General features: G+C 47.5%; 15 protein-coding genes. 10 read left to right on the top strand and 5 right to left on the bottom strand.

Features of this window, described 5'->3' with window-relative positions; genetic code table 11:
* Positions 1–170 precede the first annotated feature (170 nt).
* Positions 171–1,841: a PucR family transcriptional regulator gene (locus AB4Z45_RS17895; protein ID WP_441910585.1), complete on the bottom strand. Its 1,671-nt coding sequence runs from the start codon at positions 1,839–1,841 to the stop codon at positions 171–173.
* 218 nt (positions 1,842–2,059) lie between these two features.
* On the opposite strand from AB4Z45_RS17895, the gene AB4Z45_RS17890 reads away from it, so the two are divergent.
* The 8 genes from AB4Z45_RS17890 (at position 2,060) to AB4Z45_RS17855 (ending at position 12,253) form a co-directional block, all read left to right on the top strand.
* Entirely contained in the window at positions 2,060–2,821 is a 762-nt protein-coding gene (locus AB4Z45_RS17890; protein WP_339206353.1) for an ABC transporter ATP-binding protein, read from the top strand.
* A 41-nt stretch (positions 2,822–2,862) separates the two neighbouring features.
* Positions 2,863–3,717 carry an ABC transporter permease gene (locus AB4Z45_RS17885; protein ID WP_441878021.1) on the top strand — a complete coding sequence of 285 codons (855 nt, stop codon included), beginning with the start codon at positions 2,863–2,865 and terminating at the stop codon, positions 3,715–3,717.
* Between the two features lie 57 nt (positions 3,718–3,774).
* The gene (locus tag AB4Z45_RS17880) at positions 3,775–4,860 is read left to right on the top strand and encodes an ABC transporter substrate-binding protein (RefSeq protein ID WP_441910584.1); all 1,086 of its coding nucleotides are present in this window, start codon (positions 3,775–3,777) and stop codon (positions 4,858–4,860) included.
* Positions 4,861–5,046: 186 nt separating this feature from the next.
* On the top strand, positions 5,047–6,420 hold the full coding sequence (locus AB4Z45_RS17875) for an allantoinase (protein ID WP_441910583.1): 1,374 nt from the start codon (positions 5,047–5,049) through the stop codon (positions 6,418–6,420).
* A gap of 28 nt (positions 6,421–6,448) precedes the next feature.
* The gene (allC, locus tag AB4Z45_RS17870; RefSeq protein WP_441910582.1) at positions 6,449–7,735 is read left to right on the top strand and encodes an allantoate deiminase; all 1,287 of its coding nucleotides are present in this window, start codon (positions 6,449–6,451) and stop codon (positions 7,733–7,735) included.
* Positions 7,732–8,958, top strand: coding sequence for a pyridoxal-phosphate-dependent aminotransferase family protein (locus tag AB4Z45_RS17865; protein WP_441910581.1), 1,227 nt, complete (start codon positions 7,732–7,734; stop codon positions 8,956–8,958). The genes allC and AB4Z45_RS17865 overlap by 4 nt, the downstream gene beginning before the upstream one ends.
* Positions 8,959–9,087: 129 nt before the next feature.
* A complete protein-coding gene (locus tag AB4Z45_RS17860; protein WP_441910580.1) occupies positions 9,088–9,960 on the top strand; it encodes a hypothetical protein in 873 nt (290 codons plus the stop codon).
* 286 nt (positions 9,961–10,246) lie between these two features.
* Positions 10,247–12,253, top strand: coding sequence for a copper amine oxidase (locus AB4Z45_RS17855; protein ID WP_441910579.1), 2,007 nt, complete (start codon positions 10,247–10,249; stop codon positions 12,251–12,253).
* A gap of 72 nt (positions 12,254–12,325) precedes the next feature.
* On the opposite strand, the gene AB4Z45_RS17850 is transcribed toward AB4Z45_RS17855, so the two are convergent.
* The 3 genes from AB4Z45_RS17850 to AB4Z45_RS17840 form a co-directional block, all read right to left on the bottom strand.
* Positions 12,326–14,464, bottom strand: a complete 2,139-nt coding sequence (locus AB4Z45_RS17850; protein ID WP_441910578.1) for a sensor histidine kinase — start codon at positions 14,462–14,464, stop codon at positions 12,326–12,328.
* A complete protein-coding gene (locus AB4Z45_RS17845) occupies positions 14,442–15,158 on the bottom strand; it encodes a winged helix-turn-helix domain-containing protein (protein ID WP_441910577.1) in 717 nt (238 codons plus the stop codon). The genes AB4Z45_RS17850 and AB4Z45_RS17845 overlap by 23 nt, the downstream gene beginning before the upstream one ends.
* 185 nt (positions 15,159–15,343) lie before the next feature.
* The gene (locus AB4Z45_RS17840; protein ID WP_441910576.1) at positions 15,344–15,958 is read right to left on the bottom strand and encodes a PH domain-containing protein; all 615 of its coding nucleotides are present in this window, start codon (positions 15,956–15,958) and stop codon (positions 15,344–15,346) included.
* A gap of 273 nt (positions 15,959–16,231) precedes the next feature.
* Here AB4Z45_RS17840 and AB4Z45_RS17835 point away from each other — a divergent pair, with 273 nt between their 5' ends.
* Positions 16,232–17,671, top strand: coding sequence for an amino acid permease (locus AB4Z45_RS17835; protein ID WP_441910575.1), 1,440 nt, complete (start codon positions 16,232–16,234; stop codon positions 17,669–17,671).
* Positions 17,672–17,747: 76 nt separating this feature from the next.
* Here AB4Z45_RS17835 and ytxJ read toward each other — a convergent pair whose 3' ends face one another.
* Positions 17,748–18,086, bottom strand: coding sequence for a bacillithiol system redox-active protein YtxJ (gene ytxJ / locus AB4Z45_RS17830; protein ID WP_076268487.1), 339 nt, complete (start codon positions 18,084–18,086; stop codon positions 17,748–17,750).
* A gap of 243 nt (positions 18,087–18,329) precedes the next feature.
* Here ytxJ and AB4Z45_RS17825 point away from each other — a divergent pair, with 243 nt between their 5' ends.
* Positions 18,330–18,905 (top strand): TetR/AcrR family transcriptional regulator, encoded by a 576-nt coding sequence (locus tag AB4Z45_RS17825; RefSeq protein WP_441910574.1) that lies wholly within the window; start codon positions 18,330–18,332, stop codon positions 18,903–18,905.
* The last annotated feature ends 69 nt before the right edge of the window (positions 18,906–18,974 follow it).

Here is an 18,974-nt window from a genome sequence, read left to right as displayed (position 1 = left end):
GGGCGCGGATGCTCTTGCAGCACCTAAGTGCCAGAGTTAGCACCTAATAAGCACATATATATGCTTATTAGGTGCATTTGGCATACGAGGCAGCTTAAAAACTTGCTGGTAAGCACAAATATGCTCTTACAGCGTGGAAAGTAATACGAGTCCAGTGCTCAAGTTTGCACTTAGTCTGTCATGAACATCAACTGCATCGAAAATGCGGTGCGGAAGCGAAGGCTCTCCACGGGATCGCGCAAATCGCGGCCGGTGAGCCTTTCGCATTTTTCGAGGCGATAGGTGACGGTGTTGCGATGCACGAACAGCTGCTTTGCCGTTTCGGCAAGCTGACAATGCGTATCGTAGAAAGTGCTGAGCGTCTTCATTAAATCGCTGCGCTCCTTGCCTTCAATGCTTAATAAATCCTTGAACGTCTCCTCGTAATATTCCTTGAGCTCCTCCTTCGGGATCATCCGCAGCAAGTTGCTGAAATCTTTGGCACGGTAAGGTTGAACAAACTGCTTCTTTCGCGCGTCGTAACCTGTTTGGAGAGCTTCGATCGCTTCCTTATAGGATAAAGGGACATGTGTAAGCTGTGATACTGGATTCCCGATGCCAATCGAGATGGGGATGCCGTGCTGCTCGCTTAGGCAAAGCACCATTTGCTTCAGCTGCCCTAAAAACTTATCTTCGGTGCCTTTGGCAGCATCTTGATTTGCCTTAAGCGCGATAAGGAAGCAGAAGTATTCGTTTTTCGTAAAAAGTACAAAACGCAAATCAAGCTTCGAAAATTCGCTTTTCAGCACATTGTAATGGCGGTCGCGCTCGGATATAAAGCGGCCATCGGATTCGAGTGCGCTGGGCGGACGAAAAGAATCAAAAGAGGTATCGCGCTTGGCGACAATGCTGACGTAAACGGGATGATTCAACAAATCATAGTTTTTGCTGCGATGAATAAGCTCTTGCTCAGAGGTAATGAGGCCATCAACAAAGTCGGAGAAAAACTCATTTTTATAACGCCGCGACCGCTCTTTGACCGCTTGCTTCTTGATAAGCTCAAGTCCGATAACGTTGGCGGCTTGTTCCATTGCATGTTTCGTTAAGTTGCTGAAGTGTTTGCTGCTGTCGCTCGTCAAAGCGACCAACAATCCTTCTAGTTGAAAGGTAACAATGGGGTACAGCTCAACGGCTGTAAAAGGTGCGCCAATGAAAGCTTGAGAAGTAAATGGGATGCTGTAAGAGCTGTGCAACGAGGGTGAGATCAGCTCTGCTTGAAGATCGGACGACAATGCAACATACAAATCCGTTGTCATAGCGTTTGAACGATGTAGAAGTCCGCCATGTGGATTGATCAGCATAACCGGGGAGTCGATAAGAAGCGACAACGCTTCGATGACGTCGACGGTGCTTTTGCCCTGCATGATCATTTGTGAAAACTGTTTATGTGTCGTCAATGCATAATGCAGCTCATCCGTGCGCTTCTCTAAAATATGGCTAAGCGAATCGTTGCATATATCACCCAGCGAATGCGCCAGAGACAGCTCGATAATCGGGAAATGCAGCTTTTCCGCACACTGAAGCACGTCGCTTGGCACCTCCTGCAAAAAACGTTTGGTCTTAATCGCTAGGCCGGCACATCCGAACTCAGCCATGCTTTTGACGAGTGAGAGCAGAGCCTCTGGTTGATCCTTCATCGCATAACCGGTCGTGAGAAGCAATTCCTGCGGTTTCAAATAGTTAATAATATCTGGAGCGTCCATGATGTTGACTGATTGGACGCTATTTGTCATGCCATCATGTCCGGCAAGTATTTTTGCATTCGCATATACCGGGAGAGATAAAAGTTCTTTTAGGAGCATAACCACACCGCCAATGCTTTTTATGTTAGATTATATGACACAATATATCATCTATGCAGCGGGGTGTAAATATATGATTGTGCGGATTATGCAAGGAATATAGGATATTTTTAGCTACTATGCACAATGACAATGACATGGATTCGGATTATGATGTAGCTACAAAACAAATTTGTGTTATATAACCTGACAACAACAAGGGATTGGGGTTGGTACAAATGAAATTAGTGGTGAATCAGGTTGGGAAAAGCTTTGGAAGCAGAACGATTTTGAAAAATGTAGATCTTACAGTTAACTCGCATGAGTTTATTTGCATACTTGGCCATAGCGGATGCGGCAAATCGACGCTGTTAAATATGATTGCGGGTTACCTTCTGCCTGATGATGGTGCGATTACCGTAGATGGAGAAGAAATTAAGGGGCCTTCCAAGTCAAGAGGAATGGTATTTCAGGATCATGCCTTATTCCCTTGGATGACCATAAAGGACAACATTGCCTTCGGCCCAGAAGTGCAGAAGATGCCAAAAGCACAGGCAAAGGAAACCGCAATGGAGTTTCTGAAGCTGGTAGGGCTAGAACAATACGCCGGACATTATCCTGGTGAATTGTCGGGGGGCATGAAGCAGCGGGTAGGCATTGCAAGGGCGCTTGCGAGCAAACCGGATATTTTGCTAATGGATGAGCCGTTTGGCGCACTGGACGTACTGACGCGAGAGACGATGCGAGTAGAGCTGCAAAAGATTTGCAGTCAGCTCAAACCAACAATCCTGTTCGTGACACACAGCATAAGCGAAGCGGTTTATCTCGCGGATCGTGTTGTCGTGATGAAGCATGGTGAAATTGCAGAAATTTTTGAGGTCGGAATTAAACATCCGCGATCTTCTCATTCTGCTGGTTTTGGCGAAATGATGAGCCGCATTGAACGGGTTCTTATGGATGAGGAGCATCTGGAGCTAGCGCAAGCAAAGGTGGGGTCATAATGAACGGAGCCAAATTATCTACCGTGAAGGACACAGGAAGCATGCAGGCTTCACGGACGGGGACAACGGTAATAAGCAAGCAGGCGCGAGGCAAACGGCCATCGGCAATGAATCAGTTTTTTCAGAAATATAACATCCTCCCATCCATAATGTTTTTCGTTTTTTGGGAGCTGTTCTCTAGAGTGAATGAAACGGCAAAGTTTTTTAATCCGAACTTTCTTCCTGCACCGACCGTGCTGCTATCGGAGGGCTGGGAGCTCGCGAAGACGGGGATTATTACAGACAGCTTGATCTCTAGTACGATTCGAATTGCACTTGGGTTTGTTATCGGAAGCGCGGTGGCGGTAGGGGTTGGCGTCATCATGAGCAAGTTCAAAACGGTTGAACGGTGGTTTTCGCCCATTCTCAACTTAGTTGGCCCGATTCCGACCTTGGCGTTGCTGCCCTTGTTTATTATCTGGTTCGGGATCGGCGAGTTTCCGAAGGTTCTGCTTATTGCGTGGACAACGTTTATCCCGGTGCTGGTGTACACGCTGGACGGCTTTAAGTCGGTGCCTTCCACGCTGATCCGATCTGCGCTCAGCTTGGGTGCGACGGAGCGGCAAATTTTCACGAGAGTGATGCTGCCGTCAGCCATTCCGAATTTCCTCGTTGGCGCGCAGGTGAGTCTGGGCTTATCGTTCTCAGCGCTCATCGTCTCCGAGATGATGGGGGCCAAATCAGGGCTTGGCTACATCATCGTAGATGCGAGAAATTATTTTAAAATATCGAATATGTTCATTGCCATCATTCTGATTGGCCTAGAATATAGCTTGTTCTCTTACCTGCTGAAGCTGGTTGAGAAGAGGGTAATGGCTTGGCGTAAAGGCGGACTTCGAGATGCCATCGAGAAGTAACGCTACATACGAAGCTGAAGCAGTACAACTAAAAAGAGATAAGTGGAGGGAATACCAATGAAAAAATCGGGAAAATGGTTTAAATCTGCAATTGTCCTTACGTCGTTAACTTTTGTGCTTGCTGCGTGCGGCGGCAACGAGAAGGCGCCAGCAAATGCAAATGCAAATGCAAATGCAAATGCGCCGGCATCCACAGAGCTTGAGATGAAAGATCTAACGCTAGTTGGTGTTCGTGATGCACAAATCTCATCGCAGCAAATTATTGCCGACAAGCTTGGTTATTTCAAGGAAGAAGGGCTTAATGTAACGAGTCAACTGATCGAGAGCGGGCCGGATATCGGACCGATGGTTGCTGGCGGCAGCGCACCTGTAAGTATTCAAACGAACTTTATGGATATTATTTTGAAATCAACAGACATTCCGGTCAAAATCATTGCGCCGCTCGCACAAATTGCTGGCACGCAAGCGGTTGTAGGTTCAAGCAAGCTTGAGCTGAAGAGCGCGAAGGATCTTGAAGGCAAAACGATTGGTATTCCAAGCGGAGCTGACGTTACGATTGCAATCAATAACATGGCTAAAGAGCTTGGCGTAGACGCAAGCAAAATCAAATATGTAAATCTTGCACCGAGCGACGCGGTTGTCGCTTTGGAGAAGGGTGACATCGATGCGCTGGCTGCTTGGGAGCCGTTCATTACGAAGGCGATTCAAGGCGGCGGCAAGTTCCTCTTCAGCGGCACGAAGAGCGAGCTTCCTGACAAGCAGGGTGATGTGAATTGGATGAGCGTGCATACGACGATCCAAGTTTCAGATGATTTCCTTAAGAAAAACCCGAACACTTTAAAAGCTGTCCTGCGCGCTTTGAAGAAAGCGACGGATTATATCAATGACAACCGTGAGGAAGCGATTAAAACATTAGCGCCTGAGCTGCACCTTAGTGAGGAGGAGCTGACTCAAATCATGTCACGGAATGTGTATTCGATGGAAGTTGGCGATACTTATGTGTTTGGAAGCAACGGGCCTGCTGTCGGCGAGTATCTGAAATCGGTCGGCAACATCAAATCGATTCCTGCTCCAGCTACCTATCATGATCTGAGCCTGCTGAAAGAGGTAGATGCAAGCTTGATTGTGACTGAGCTGAAATAGAAGTAGAGTGCGGCTAAAAGATGCTCATCTCCTTTAAAATTAGTTTTACACAAATAGGTAGTTAATAGGGCCGCGGACCTCGTTGTCCGCGGTTTATTTCATTAGCAGCGCAGCTGCTTCGCGATTTGGCAGATTCGGCTCATAAACGGCATAAAAGTGACTGGGCAATGAAAGGCGGAGGGTGAGATGGTCGGACGAGAGAAACTGGATGTATTGATCAAAAACGGCAACGTCGTATTGAAGGATGAAGTGCGGATGCTGGGCATAGGAATCAAAGCGGGACGTATTGTTGTGCTTGGCGAGAATCTCGATGATATAGAGGCGAATTCGGTAGTGGATGCAGCGGGCTTAATCATTATGGCTGGCATGATTGATGTACACGTCCATCTGAATGAGCCGGGCTTGGGAGAGTGGGAAGGCTTTGAGACGGGGTCTGCTGCTCTCGCGGCTGGCGGCTGTACTACCTATGTGGATATGCCGCTAAATGGCATTCCGCCTACAGTTACTGTGGATGCTATGCACCAGAAGCTGGCGGCTGCAGAGGGGCGGTCCTATGTTGATTATGCCATCTGGGGCGGTTTGGTGCCTGGCAAGTTGCATGAGCTTGCGCCTTTGGCTGAAGCCGGAGTGGTTGGTTTTAAAGCATTCATGTCATCGCCAGGTGATCCGAGTGAGGATGCGTTTCGAGAGGTGGATGATTATACGCTGCTCGAAGGCATGAAGATCATCGCGGGTCTCGGCAAGGTGCTAGCTCTTCATGCCGAAAGCGAGCCGATTGTTGCTAAGCTTGGTCAAGCGATGTGGGCGGAAGGGCGATTGACGCCTGCTGACTATGTGACCTCGCGGCCTATTATTGCTGAGCTGGAGGCTATCAATCGGGCACTCTTTTATGCGGAGCAAACGGGCTGTGCGCTTCATTTTGTTCATATTAGCAGCGAGGCGGGCATTAATCTGATTACGGCTGCGCGTGAGCGCGGGATGAACGTTACGGTTGAAACCTGTCCGCATTATTTAGCTTTAACGGCGGCTGATTTGGATCGTAAGGGAGCGGTGGCGAAATGCTCTCCGCCGCTGCGAGATGCCGAGGAGCGGGCGAAGCTGTGGAATGCCGTTGCCGAAGGGCGAGTGGATATGATTTCGTCGGATCATTCGCCTTGTCCAGCCTCGATGAAGGAGGCGGACAACTTCTTTGATGCTTGGGGCGGTATCGCCGGAGCGCAAAGCTCGGTAGAGCTCATTGTGGGAGAAGGCCATGTGAAGCGGGGGCTGCCGCTCACGCTGATCAGCGAGCTGCTGGCAAGCGGGCCGGCAAGACGATTTGGACTGCAAGATTCGAAGGGTGAAATACGCATTGGTGCAGACGCTGACCTTGTGCTGATTGATTTAAACAAGTCTTATACGCTGGAAGTGGAGCAGCTGTATCAACGTCATAAGCATAGTCCATATGTCGGTGAAGAGCTTCATTGCAAAATAAAGGCTACCTATGTAAGGGGTCGCCTTGTCTATGAAGAATCGGAAGGGCTAAGCGAGAGTATGCAAGGCGAGTGGATTAGGCACTAGGCTTAAGTTAATGGAAGGAGGAGCAGCTATGATGCGAAGTGTACTTTCCCATCCGAGAGAGAAGGAACGGCTATTATCGTATTTCGAGACGCAGGTTATGCAAGTGTTAGATTGGCTGGCAACATATAGCCCGGATGAAGAAGGCGGCATAACGCGGCTGCTTTATACCGAGGGATGGCTGGAGACGCAGCAAGCGCTTGCGCTCAAAATGGAGAGCTGCGGTCTAACGACGGAGTTTGATAACGTTGGCAACTTATTCGGAAAATTACAAGGCGACGATCCGGATGCGCCTTCTATTATAACGGGCTCACATATTGATACGGTTATTCAAGGCGGGCATTATGACGGAGCCTATGGCATTGCGGCGGGTTTGCTTGCACTTGATTATTTGCAAAAGCAATTCGGCAAACCGAAGCGAACGCTGGAGCTTGTATCCCTCTGCGAAGAGGAAGGCAGCCGATTTCCGATGGCTTACTGGGGATCGGGCAGCATCGCCGGCAAACGAAACTTTGAGCAAATTGTCCATTTGCAGGATGCTCAAGATGTATTTTTTGCGGATGCGATGCAGCAATGCGGCTTTGGCGAAGGGACGGGCAGGGATAGCCGACGACATGATGTTGGCGCGTTTATTGAGATCCATATCGAGCAAGGGGCGGTGCTGGAGCAGGAAGGCGTCGCTATCGGTGTAGTGGAAACAATTGCCGGCCAGCGAAGACTGAAGTTTGAAGTCATTGGCGAATCGAATCATGCGGGAACAACTCCGATGCATATGCGCAGGGATGCGCTTGAAGGGGCTAGTGCGATGATTGGGGCGCTGCGTCAAGAGGCCATGCGGCTTGGATCGCCATTAGTGGCGACCGCTGGCAGGCTGCAGGTGTTTCCCAATGTACCGAATGTCGTTCCAGGAAAGGTTGTATTTACTGTAGATGCGCGACATGCCAATGAACAGGCTCTCGATAGCTTTTGCCGCTGGGTCATGCAGCGTTTTACGGCATTGGCCGGTGAGAGGCAGCTGCAGATTCAAGGGACGGAGTGGTTTAGGGAAGAACCGGTTCCGATGAATAATGTGCTTAAACAGCATATGGATCATATTTGTGGTGAAATGGGCATTTCTTCGAAAAGAATGGTTAGCGGAGCGGGGCATGATGCACAAATGTTTGAGCATATTTGTCCGACTGCGATGTTATTTGTTCCAAGTAGACGAGGCATATCGCATTCACCGGAGGAGTATACAGAGCCGCGTGAGCTTGCGGTTGGTGTACTCGTGCTGACAGAGCTGCTGTATCGACTAGGCTATGAGGGGGAAGAGGTATGAAGCTATACAAAGATTTGGCGCCGTCACCGCGTACGATTATGACACCAGGCCCAGTCGAGGTGGATCCGCGGGTGCTGCGGGCGATGTCTTATCCGATATTGGGACAATTTGACCCAGAGTTTACGGCATTAATGAATGAAACAATGGAGATGCTGCGCCAATTATTTAAGACTGATAATGAATGGGCATTCCCTGTGGATGGGACGTCGAGGTCGGGTATAGAGGCTGTTCTCGTAGGCTTGATCGAGCCTGGCGATAAGGTGCTGGTACCAATTTATGGACGCTTCGGCCATTTGCTGACCGAGATTGCGAAGCGCTGCGGTGCTGAGGTAGTAACGTTGGAGAAAGATTGGGGCAGTGTATTTTTAACGGAGGAAATAGTTAATGCCATAAAGAAGCATCGGCCTGATGTCGTAGCTCTTGTGCATGGCGAGACATCAACGGGAAGAATGCAGCCGCTCGAAGGCATCGGGCAAGCGTGCAGGGAAGTGAATGCGCTCTTCGTTGTGGACGCTGTTGCGACAATTGGCGGTATTGAGGTAGCGACTGACCGGCTGCTCATCGATGCGGTAATTGGCGGCACGCAGAAGTGTTTATCCGTACCGGCAGGCATGGCGCCGATTACGTACAATAAACGCGCAGAGGTGAAGCTGCTCAGCCGCAAAAAGGTTGAAAGAGGGCTGCTTCTCGCTGACGACGAGCATGACCCGCTGCTGCGCCCAATACAAAGCAACTATTTGGATTTGAGTCAGCTGCAGGATTATTGGAGTCCGGCTCGGCTGAATCATCATACGGAAGCGACGTCCATGCTTTATGCGCTTCGTGAAGGGCTGCGGCTCGTGCTGGAAGAGGGGCTGGAGGCGCGTTTTGCACGGCATCGTGAGCAAGAAGGAGCGTTGATTGCTGGTTTGGAGGCAATGGGCTTGCGTCTCTACGGCGACCCCGCCTGCAAAATGACCGTCGTTACTTGTATTGAAATTCCGGCTGGCATAGACGGAGAATCTGTACGTTCGATGCTGCTTGATCATTACGGCATCGAGATCGCCAGCTCCTTCGGTCCCTTGAAGGGGAAAATATGGCGCATCGGCACGATGGGCTACAGCTGCAGCAAGCGCAACGTGCTGCTTACGCTCGGCGCGCTGGAAGCCGTTCTGCTGCGACATGGCCATCAGTTGGAAGCGGGCCTGGCACTGCAGGCGGCTATGGATGTTTATGGGATGTAGAATGTAGGACATGAGATGTAGCTACATTTTATAAAGACTTTACTTTAACTTTACTTTGCTATGGCTTTAGATTTACCCCGTACCTATACAATGACCACATAGTGATGTTATCGAAGTGGGGGAATGGGTATGGCGAAGCACAAGTGGGCAGTAATGATGACGATGCTGATGATTGCTTTTGTGACGGCGTTTCTGCTGCAAGAGGTGGATTGGTCTAATGCATCGGGAGATTTGTCAGACCCCCTTCTTGATCCTTATGCGTTGTCATTGGGTCATCGGCATTCGGGAGCTGGCATGGAAACGGCGACGGAGAAAGCTGTGAAGATGAACGTTGCATGGCCGCAAGGGACGCCTTCCGCGGGTGTCTCTTCGATGCTTTCCGTCTCTATTGATGACGGAAATGGGGCAGCCGTTGAAGCTTATGAGATTACAAACGAGAAGCTTATGCATCTTATTGTTGTGAGCGGGGATTTGCAGCATTTTCAGCATGTTCATCCTGTGTATAATGGCGGTGGACAATTCGAGGTTCCAATTTCATTGCCTTCGGGAGGCGGATACAAGCTGTATGCGGATTTTTTGCCGAAGGGGATGAATGAGCTTACGCGCATAGGAGAGGTAGAAGTGCAGGGCGCAGCTTCCAAGGCAACCGTCTTGGTGCCAAGCGAAGATCTGGCAGCAAATGTTGATGGTATGAGAGTGGAGCTTGCGTTTGCTGAACCCATTTTACCTCAGAGGATGTTAACGATGACTTATACGTTTACTGATGAGAAGACGGGGGAGCCGATTAAGGATCTAGAGCTTTATCTTGGCGCAGTAGGTCATGTTGTGGCGATTGATCAGTCTACGCAGCAATTCATTCATATCCATCCGCTTAACTGGGCATCATCGGGTCCGCAGGCCGTTTTTGGCGTTAGTTTTCCGGTAGAAGGGCTGTACAAAGTGTGGGGCCAATTTCAAAGAAAAGGTCAAACCATTGTAGTGCCGTTCGTCATCCAAGTGTAAATAAGCGATTTTTTATAAAAGTCTAGCTGCATGAGCGATCTCCTGTTTCCTGATGGAAGCGGGAGATTGCTGTTTATGCGGACAGGCTTTTTTTGCTAAAAAGCTTTACCGAAATGGGGGCAATTTATTAAGTTTCTTTTACCTTGATGACCGTGATTCATTACCTTCAAATGTTAGAGTATATAACATAACCAATGGAAAATGAGGGATGCGATGAGAGAGACGTGAGGAGCTACTGGCAGGTTTAGTAAAGAAATAGTAGAGAAATAATAATTGGAGGGAAACGATGAGAAAGAAAAAATTGTTTGTATCCGTTATTGCAGCGTCCGTTGTCATTGCTTCTATTAATATCTTTCCAGGGGCGCTTGGTCTAGGTCGATTAAGCGCTGCAGAGATTGATAAGATCGTCTACCATCCGCTTAATCCGCTAAGCCCGCAGGAAATAGAAGAAGCAGCGAATATAATTAAATCATCGCAATATGGCAGTGAGGATATGTATTTCTCAGAAATTAAGCTGGAGGAGCCTGATAAACAGCGGGTATGGGCTTGGGATGATGCTGGCGGTTCTAAGCTGCCAAGGGAAGCAACTTTCACGCTTATAAAGGGAAATAAGCCGTATGAAGGAACAGTCAATTTGGATACAGATAAAGTGGTGTACTGGAAAGAAGTGAAGGAAGGATGGCCTTTCTACACAGAATGGGGCCAGACGGAAGCGATAGTTGAAAAAGATAAGGAAGCTGTAGCTGCTCTAGCAAGGCATGGCATAACGGATCTAAGCAAGGTGTCATTCGCAGATGGGCCGCTTGGCGATTACGGTCCAGAGCTTACGCCGCCAGGCTCGCGCTTAGCAATGTCAGTTCCGCGTCCGAAGATTGAAGGTGCGGTTAACAACTTTGCGCATCCGATGGATGGTCTAGCTTTCCTCGTTGATTTGAATGCGAAGAAAGTGTTGAAAATTTACGAGTCAGGCAATCCTCCAGTTTCGAAAGACCCTAATGATTATACGAAGGTAATTAAGACGAAACGGACTGACGAGATCAAGCCTCTCATTATCAGCCAGCCTCAAGGTGCGAGCTTCTCGGTCAAAGGCACGATGGTGGATTGGCAGAACTGGAAGTTCCATTTCCGCCTAGACCCGCGTGTAGGGCCTATCGTATCCACTGTATCTTACACAGAGAATGGGAATAAGCGCAAAATTATGTATGAAGGCGGTCTTGGTGGCATGATGGTGCCGTACGGCGATCCAGATGCGGCGTGGCTGTACAAAATATTTATGGATGCCGGTGAATATGGCGTTGGTTTGTCGACAAGGCCGCTTAATATAGGGTCCGATGTTCCAAAAAATGCGACGATGTTTGATGCGGCCCTTAACGGCACAGACGGAAAAGCGCAAATCATTAAAAACTCTTTTGCTTTGTTTGAAAGATACGCAGATCCGGAATGGTCACACAATGGCGATGCAAGAGAGCGTCGTGAACTCGTTCTTCGAGCTATAGCTACGATTGGCAATTATGATTATGTCTTGGATTGGGTGTTTTTACAAAATGGTTCGATTAAGCTTATGGCTGGTGCAACGGGACTCGCTCAGGTAAAAGCGGTCGATTCGAAAACAATGGCGGATAAAACCGCTGAAAAGGATACGCGCAATGGTAAACTCGTAGATGCGAATATTGTGGCGCCTACGCATCAGCATATTTTCAGCTACAGGCTGGATCTGGATGTGGATGGAGAATCGAACTCCGTAGGGGAAATTTTGCCGAAAGCTATCTCGGTGAAAAATCCGGAATTTGCACGGAGCGAGATGATAACGGTGGAGAAGACGTACAAAGTTGAACAGGACGCGATTCAGAAGTTTGATGCAGACAAAATTGTGCTAGTGACGAATACATCCAAACAAAATAAGCTGGGCTATGCAACAGGTTATCAGGTTATGCCTTACGCAGGGGGCACTCATCCATTCATGGAGGAGCCGCTCTTCACGAAAACGGACTATGTATTGAAACGTGCGGAATTTATAAATAATCATATTTGGGTAACGCCCTACATGAAAGATGAGCTTTATTCTGAAGGCAAATATACCACACATAACAAAGACACTGGACTTGGCCTATGGACACAGCAAAATCGCAGTATTGAGAACAAGGATACGGTCGTATGGCTGACGACAGGGACGACGCATGTCATGCGGGCAGAAGAATTCCCGATCATGCCTACGGAATGGGTAACGGCGATGATTAAACCTTTCAACTTCTTTAATGAAACGCCTACGCTTGATTTGAATAAGACAGAGTAGCATTATAATTAAAACGAGCCTGTTCATTTGCCGCAAAGGGCGAATGAGCAGGCTCTTATTATTATGGAGTCGTTAGTTGGATAGAGGAAGAGTTAATGAGAAAACACAACCATGGCCTTCTTCTGCGTTTGGTATAACGGTTAGCTGGCCTCCATGAATGTCGGCGATTTCTTTGGCGATGGATAAGCCGAGACCGCTGCCGGGGATACCGCTGTTTCTTGACTTATCTACACGGTAGAAGGAATTGAAGATATAAGGCAATGCGTCATCGGGTATGCCTGATCCGATATCGATAACTCGAAAGATTGCAGTATGACTAGTGAGTTCATACGTAAAAGTAATGGGGCTGCTGCCGGTAGAATATTTCAACGCGTTATCTATGAGATTGTCGATTACGCGGCTAATTAGGTGTGTGTCGCCACGCAATCGCCCGCCGCTGGCATGCTTTCTTGTATGGAAGGGGCGCTGCTCCAGCTTCATGAAGGGTTCCCATTTGCTGACCATCGCATGAAAGAAAGAATCTGCTGCGAAAGAAGTGAACTTAGCTTCAAGCTGTCTCGTTTCCAGTAAGCTTAGCTCATTTAAGTTGCGAACGAACTGATTAATCGTCTGAATGTCCTCATAAATTCTGCGCAAAAAGATACCAGTATCTTCTCCGCTAATGGTGCCATCGTTAATAGCCTCGATATAACCGCGTATCAACGTTATCGGCGTTTTTAAATCATGTGAAATATTCATGAGCAGCTCCTTGCGCCAATGCTCTAGTCGAAGCAGCTCATCGACACGTGCTTCCAATTCATTATTCATATCACGAAGCTCTTCCGTTCGCAGCTCGACCTTGTACTCAAGCTGATGATTTAATTCGGTCTGCTCCTCCATGAGCTCCTGAATTTTGTGTGACATTCGGTTGAACGCGCGCAGCAGTTGGTTGAATTCGAGTGACCATGTGTCTTCTAGTGAGGAGGTGAACTGTCCCTCACTCATCTCAGCGAATGCTTCGGCAAGCATATTGACGGGCCGTGAAATCTTAAATCGTAAATAGAAAGAGAGCAGAACGCTCAAGCATACCGCGACTAAGCCGAGCAAGGAAAGTTGGACGATAAGCTTGTCGCTCGTCTGGGCAGAAAGCATAAGGGTGGCTGAGTGGATCGGTTCAAGCAGTTTATGTTCAGGGATGATATAGCCAAGTGTCCAATTTGTTGATGGGATAGAGCGGCTGAAGACGACCTTCTGCTGACCGTCTAGCTGCATGCTGCGGAAGCTGTTTAACGTATCATTACTGAAGAGCTGGGCTAAATCGAGCTGTTGAATCTCGTTGGCGCCATGCTGCTGGGCAGCGATAAGCTCGTGATCCGTATCTAGCAGCAATGCAATGCCGTTCTCGTCGGCGAATCTAGTATCCAGCACATTATTTACGAAACGCTCAATCGTCACGTCTGCCGCTACGACTCCTTTGAGGACTCGATTCTCATCATAGACAGGCGTCGTAGCTGTGAACATCCAGCCTCTTGGCGTGATGTCGAGGTAGGGCTTCGTCCATGCTACCCGGTTCGATTTTGGCCTGACGTTAAGCGCATCGGAATAAAAGTTGTATGAAGTTAGAAGATGAATAGGTTTCGAGGGAGCATCGGAATCTTGAGCAATAAATTCCGGATAATAATAGGAACCGGATTTGGGATGAATATAGTAAATCGAAACGATGTTTTGCTTCCGTGACGATTCAGATTTAAAAAGTGGAAATAAAGCCTTGCTGCGTGCTAAATCATAAGCCTGCTCCGGTGTTGGATATTGCAGCGGGTTGTCTGTTCGGATAGAAACGACCCCCATGCCATCAGGCTGCTTCTCTATAAATCGCTTTTGCGCTAAATCATACTTGAAAGCGAGCGGCCGAACCTCAGCATGATTTTCCGTGGAAAAAATAGACTCTGCGAGTGCTTTGGCCAGCAAAACGGCATCCTCGACAAGGCGCAGCTCGGTATCGATCGCCCGGACCTGTTCTTCAATGTTGGCTTCGTACATGCTGAAATAATTTTTCTCAATCATGGCGGTATTCAGCTCATTGAAATGATTGAGCTGTGAAGATACGGTTTGTCCGGCGAATACGGATAAAAGCAATAGCGGGATGAGGGAGACGGTCAGCATAGCCGCAAGCATCTGGAAAGCGAAGGTGCGCGGCTGGAGGAGAGACTTAATGTTCTTTAATCGGTTCATCGAATTTATATCCAATACCGCGTATCGTAATGATGCGCGAAGGAGTGGAAGGGACTTGTTCTATTTTTTTGCGCAAATGCCCGATATGTACCTGCAAAGTTTTGGTGTCGAGGCTGCTCTCGTAGCCCCATATATGACTGAGTAATCGTTCTGTTGTAAGCACCTGCCGCGCGTTTTGCATCAGGTAGGCGAGCAGTTGAAATTCTTTGGTGGACAACTCGATTCGCTTGCCTTCGACGTAAACCTCATGTGCATCGATGCGAAGCTCGACATGTGCAGAGGAAATGACAGAAGAGGGAATGATGTCAGATTGCCGATGGTTGACGATTCGATTTCGACGGAGCTGCGCTTTGATGCGGGCGATTAGTTCTATTGGGCTGAAAGGTTTGCTGACGTAATCATCCGCACCGACGCTCAAGCCAACAACCTTATCGATTTCAGTATCCTTGCAAGTGAGGAATACGATCGGGACATCGGTTGTTTGTCGTAGCCTTGCACATAGCTCGTAACCCTCCATATCAGGAAGCAAAACGTCCAGCACGATCAGTGAAGGCTGTTCGTTCTCCGTTAATTCAATCGCTTGCTTGCCTGTCGTTGCGTTCAGATGGCGGAAACCATCCTTGGATAAATACATGCCCACGAGCTCGCCGATTCTAACTTCGTCGTCAACGGTTAATATGAGTTCACCTGGCAAGTTGAATCACCTCTTCACATGTGATATGTATGGCAACCATTTCTTTAAATATATACTCGAATGATGGGTTTGCGCAATATTTGTGTTAGATAATATTACATTAAAGTGATGTAATTGGTATGAAAAAAGCAGATCGGCTCAAATGAGCGGATCTGCTTTGTGATGATAAGGTTTAAACGTCCGAATTAATTATTGATATAACGCTCAAAAATAGCGCCAAAATCCTTGATGCGATATTGCTTGTGCGTATTTACAAGCCAGTTGAACGCGGATTTGTTCAGTCCGTCGAACTGTTCGACGACATTGAAGTCGCCTTTATGGATTTGCTGCAACGTTGTGGATGCGAGATCCAGGCTGCGTCTTGCATATTCAAGCGAGATTTCATTCTCGCGTGTAATTTCTGAAATTTTGATAAGTGCTTTATAAAGGTCCTTCAGCTCTTCGATATGCTTCTTGTTGACATCAATGGAGAATGGCACTGAGCCAATCGTGAACTTGATTTCAACATCGAGATCGACTGTTCCAGCTGTTTCTAATGCTACTTGTGAAATTTGATTAGCACTGTAAGAGTATCGTTTCAATGTCCGTTTTTTGCTCATAGCGCTTTTGCCGTCAAGATGTATGAGTGCTAGGTTCGTGAAGCAATATTCGTCGGTTTTTGACTTAATGAGAAAATAAATCTTCTCATTATCCTCGTGCATGACGTAATCGTCAGAATCGGCTTTGCTGAAATCTGCGGGCTTGATGATCGCGCCAATATCACTTATTCCTAGGGCATCTGCTGCTAATTTACCAAACATTTTACCATTCCTTTCATGATTGCGTGGAATTCACACCTTCCCATTATATATTAAAATATGGAAATTATGATAGTCCATTTGTCGTATTTTGACGCAGTGTGATACTGGATAATCATCTAGTTTATTAGCGGCTTATTCACAAACTTTTGCATCGTTTATTTAGAAGGTCTTATCTTAAAATTCTTCAATCTAGCGTCTTGTTAAATTTTTTATCGGATGGATAAAATACGGGAAATTCAACAAACTGAGGAGATGGAAAGGAGGAACGTGACAATGAGTGAGCAACGAGAGGATTCAAACACGCTGCGCAGAGGTCTGAAGGCTCGGCATATGACTATGATATCGCTTGGAGGTTCTATCGGCACGGGGTTGTTTCTTGCGAGCGGCGGTGCCATTCACTCTGCTGGGCCGGGAGGAGCGGTGCTTGCTTATTCGCTGATTGGCATTATGGTATATTTTCTGATGACAAGCTTAGGGGAAATGGCTACCTATATGCCTGTGTCTGGAACGTTCAGCACCTATGCAGCACGTTTTGTTGATCCTTCGCTTGGTTTTGCGCTTGGCTGGAACTATTGGTACAACTGGGCGATTACGATTGCAGCGGAGCTGTCTGCAGCCACGCTTATTATGAAGTTTTGGTTTCCGAACAGTCCGTCTATTTTGTGGAGCGGTCTATTTCTATTGCTAATGCTTAGCCTTAACCTTCTGTCTGTTAAGGGTTACGGTGAATCGGAATACTGGCTTGCCATGATCAAAATTGTAACGGTAATCGTGTTTATCGCTATCGGCTTGATGATGGTGATCGGCATTTGGAATGGGAAAGCGGTTGGCATAAGCAATCTGACGGACAATCCGTTTCCTGCTGGTTTTTTAGCTACGTTAGGCGTATTTATGGCAGCTGGCTTCTCTTTTCAAGGAACGGAGCTAATTGGAGTAACGGCTGGAGAGAGTGAGAATCCTCGCGAGAATATCCCGCGTGCCATCCGTTCTATTTTTTGGAGAATCCTCTTGTTCTACATATTGGCGATATTGCTAATTGGCATGTTGATCCCTTATTCAAACGCGCAGCTCGCGAGCGGAGACATTTCGACGAGTCCCTTTACGATCATTTTCGAGAGAGCAGGTCTTGCCGTAGCGGCTTCGATTATGAATGCAGTCATATTGACCTCGGTATTGTCAGCAGGCAATTCCGGTATGTATGCCTCTACGCGGATGCTTTGGGTGCTGGCGAAGGAGGGGAAGGCTCCTCGATTTCTGGCAAAACTGAACGTGCGTGGGGTTCCTGTAGCGGCGCTCCTTGCGACGGGTGCTCTTGGCATGCTCGCTTTCTTAGCTTCCTTCTTCGGTGACGGCGTCGTCTACGTATGGCTGCTGAATGCTTCGGGGATGTCTGGCTTTATCGTTTGGCTTGGCATTGCAATTAGCCATTACCGCTTTCGCAGAGCCTATGTATCACAAGGCCGCAAGCTTGAGGATCTGGCCTATTTGGCGAAATGGTTTCCGTTTGGTCCTATTCTCGCTACGCTGCTCTGTATTGTTGTGATTGGCGGTCAGTTTATCGGCGCGCTCAAGGATGGCTGTATTGATTGGGCCTATATCTTCGCCTCCTACATCGGCATTCCCCTTTTCCTTGCCATCTTTATCGGACACAAATGGAAGTATCGTACTCGAATGCTGACGCTGGCAGAATGTAAGCTAGATCCGGAGGATTAGTATGAAAAAAAAGCTCCCAACCGTTATGCGCTGAGGCATATGGCTGGAAGCTATTTTTTAAAAAATTTATAAAAAATTAGTCGAGCACCGCTGTAATATGAGCTTTAGTAATCGACCAGTGGGACGTCGTCCACACTTTTTCTTTTTTCTCGATAAAAATAATTTGCGGGGACTCATGCTTAACGGAAGTATCTTCAGCGATTTGGTTGGAAACCGGACGCGATTCGATGACTTTTACAAGCACGTATTCCACATCTTCTCTTGGTTTCCCATCAAGATATTGATTGAACTCTTGGTAAGCGTTAGCGCTGACCGGGCAAGTGGTGCTGTGCTTGAATATAACGAGTGGACGAGTAGCTGAAGCCTCATAGACGTTGTTCCATTCTTCAATGGACGTGATTTCTTTGTATGACATAAGGGGAACACTCCTTTTAATCTGCTGTGCAGAAATTAATTAAAACCGTACATATAGTATAGCGCTTTTTGACGAGTAAAGTCATTTTTTTGTCGTTATGCCCTGAGCCATATTGCTATTGTATGAATCGGGTATTGCAATCGGAATTGGAGCGTGCTATGATAACGGAAGTCGAAATGACCGTTTTAGTTTTTTGGTCATTTTTTAAAAGGATAAAGGAATGAAATGCTCGGAGGTGAAGGAATGGCCATTGATCGACGACAGCAGATTGTGAATGCTGCGGGGAAGTCGTTCGCGCTGTTTGGGTATAAGGCGACGACCATGGATCAGGTAGCGAAAATTGCGAATGTGGGCAAAGGGACGATCTACACGTTCTTTACGAATAAAGAAGAGTTGTTCCACGAAATTATGAAGAAGCTTATTATTGAAATGAAGCAGGTTGCAGAAAAGGTTGTTGATCCTAATCGGTTATTCTTCGATAATTTGAACGCTGCGCTCGAGCAGCTGCTCGATTTTCGCGAGGAACATGAGCTTGCACTTAAGCTATCGCATGAGGTACGCGAGATTGGTACGCCCATGGCGCTGGAGGGTATACAGCAAATAGAGAAGGCAGTCGTTGGTTATATTCAACATCAAATCCAGCTGGCGATCGATAAAGGCGAGATTAAGCCTTGTGATCCAGAAATGACTGCGTTTGTTATGCTCCGCTTGTATATGGCGCTTACGGTAGAATGGAAAAAAACGCATGAACCGCTGGACAAACAGCAAGTAGCGGAAAAATTGCGATTCTATATGCAAGTAGGATTGGCTCCGGAATAACCTGGATGCCTTTTTTTACACAAAGAAATGACCGAATGAGAGAAATGGTCAATCAGTAACTGGGAGAGT

Source organism: Paenibacillus sp. MCAF9 (assembly GCF_052114265.1).
Lineage (GTDB): Bacteria > Bacillota > Bacilli > Paenibacillales > Paenibacillaceae > Pristimantibacillus.
This window is presented reverse-complemented; position numbering and strand designations above follow the sequence as displayed.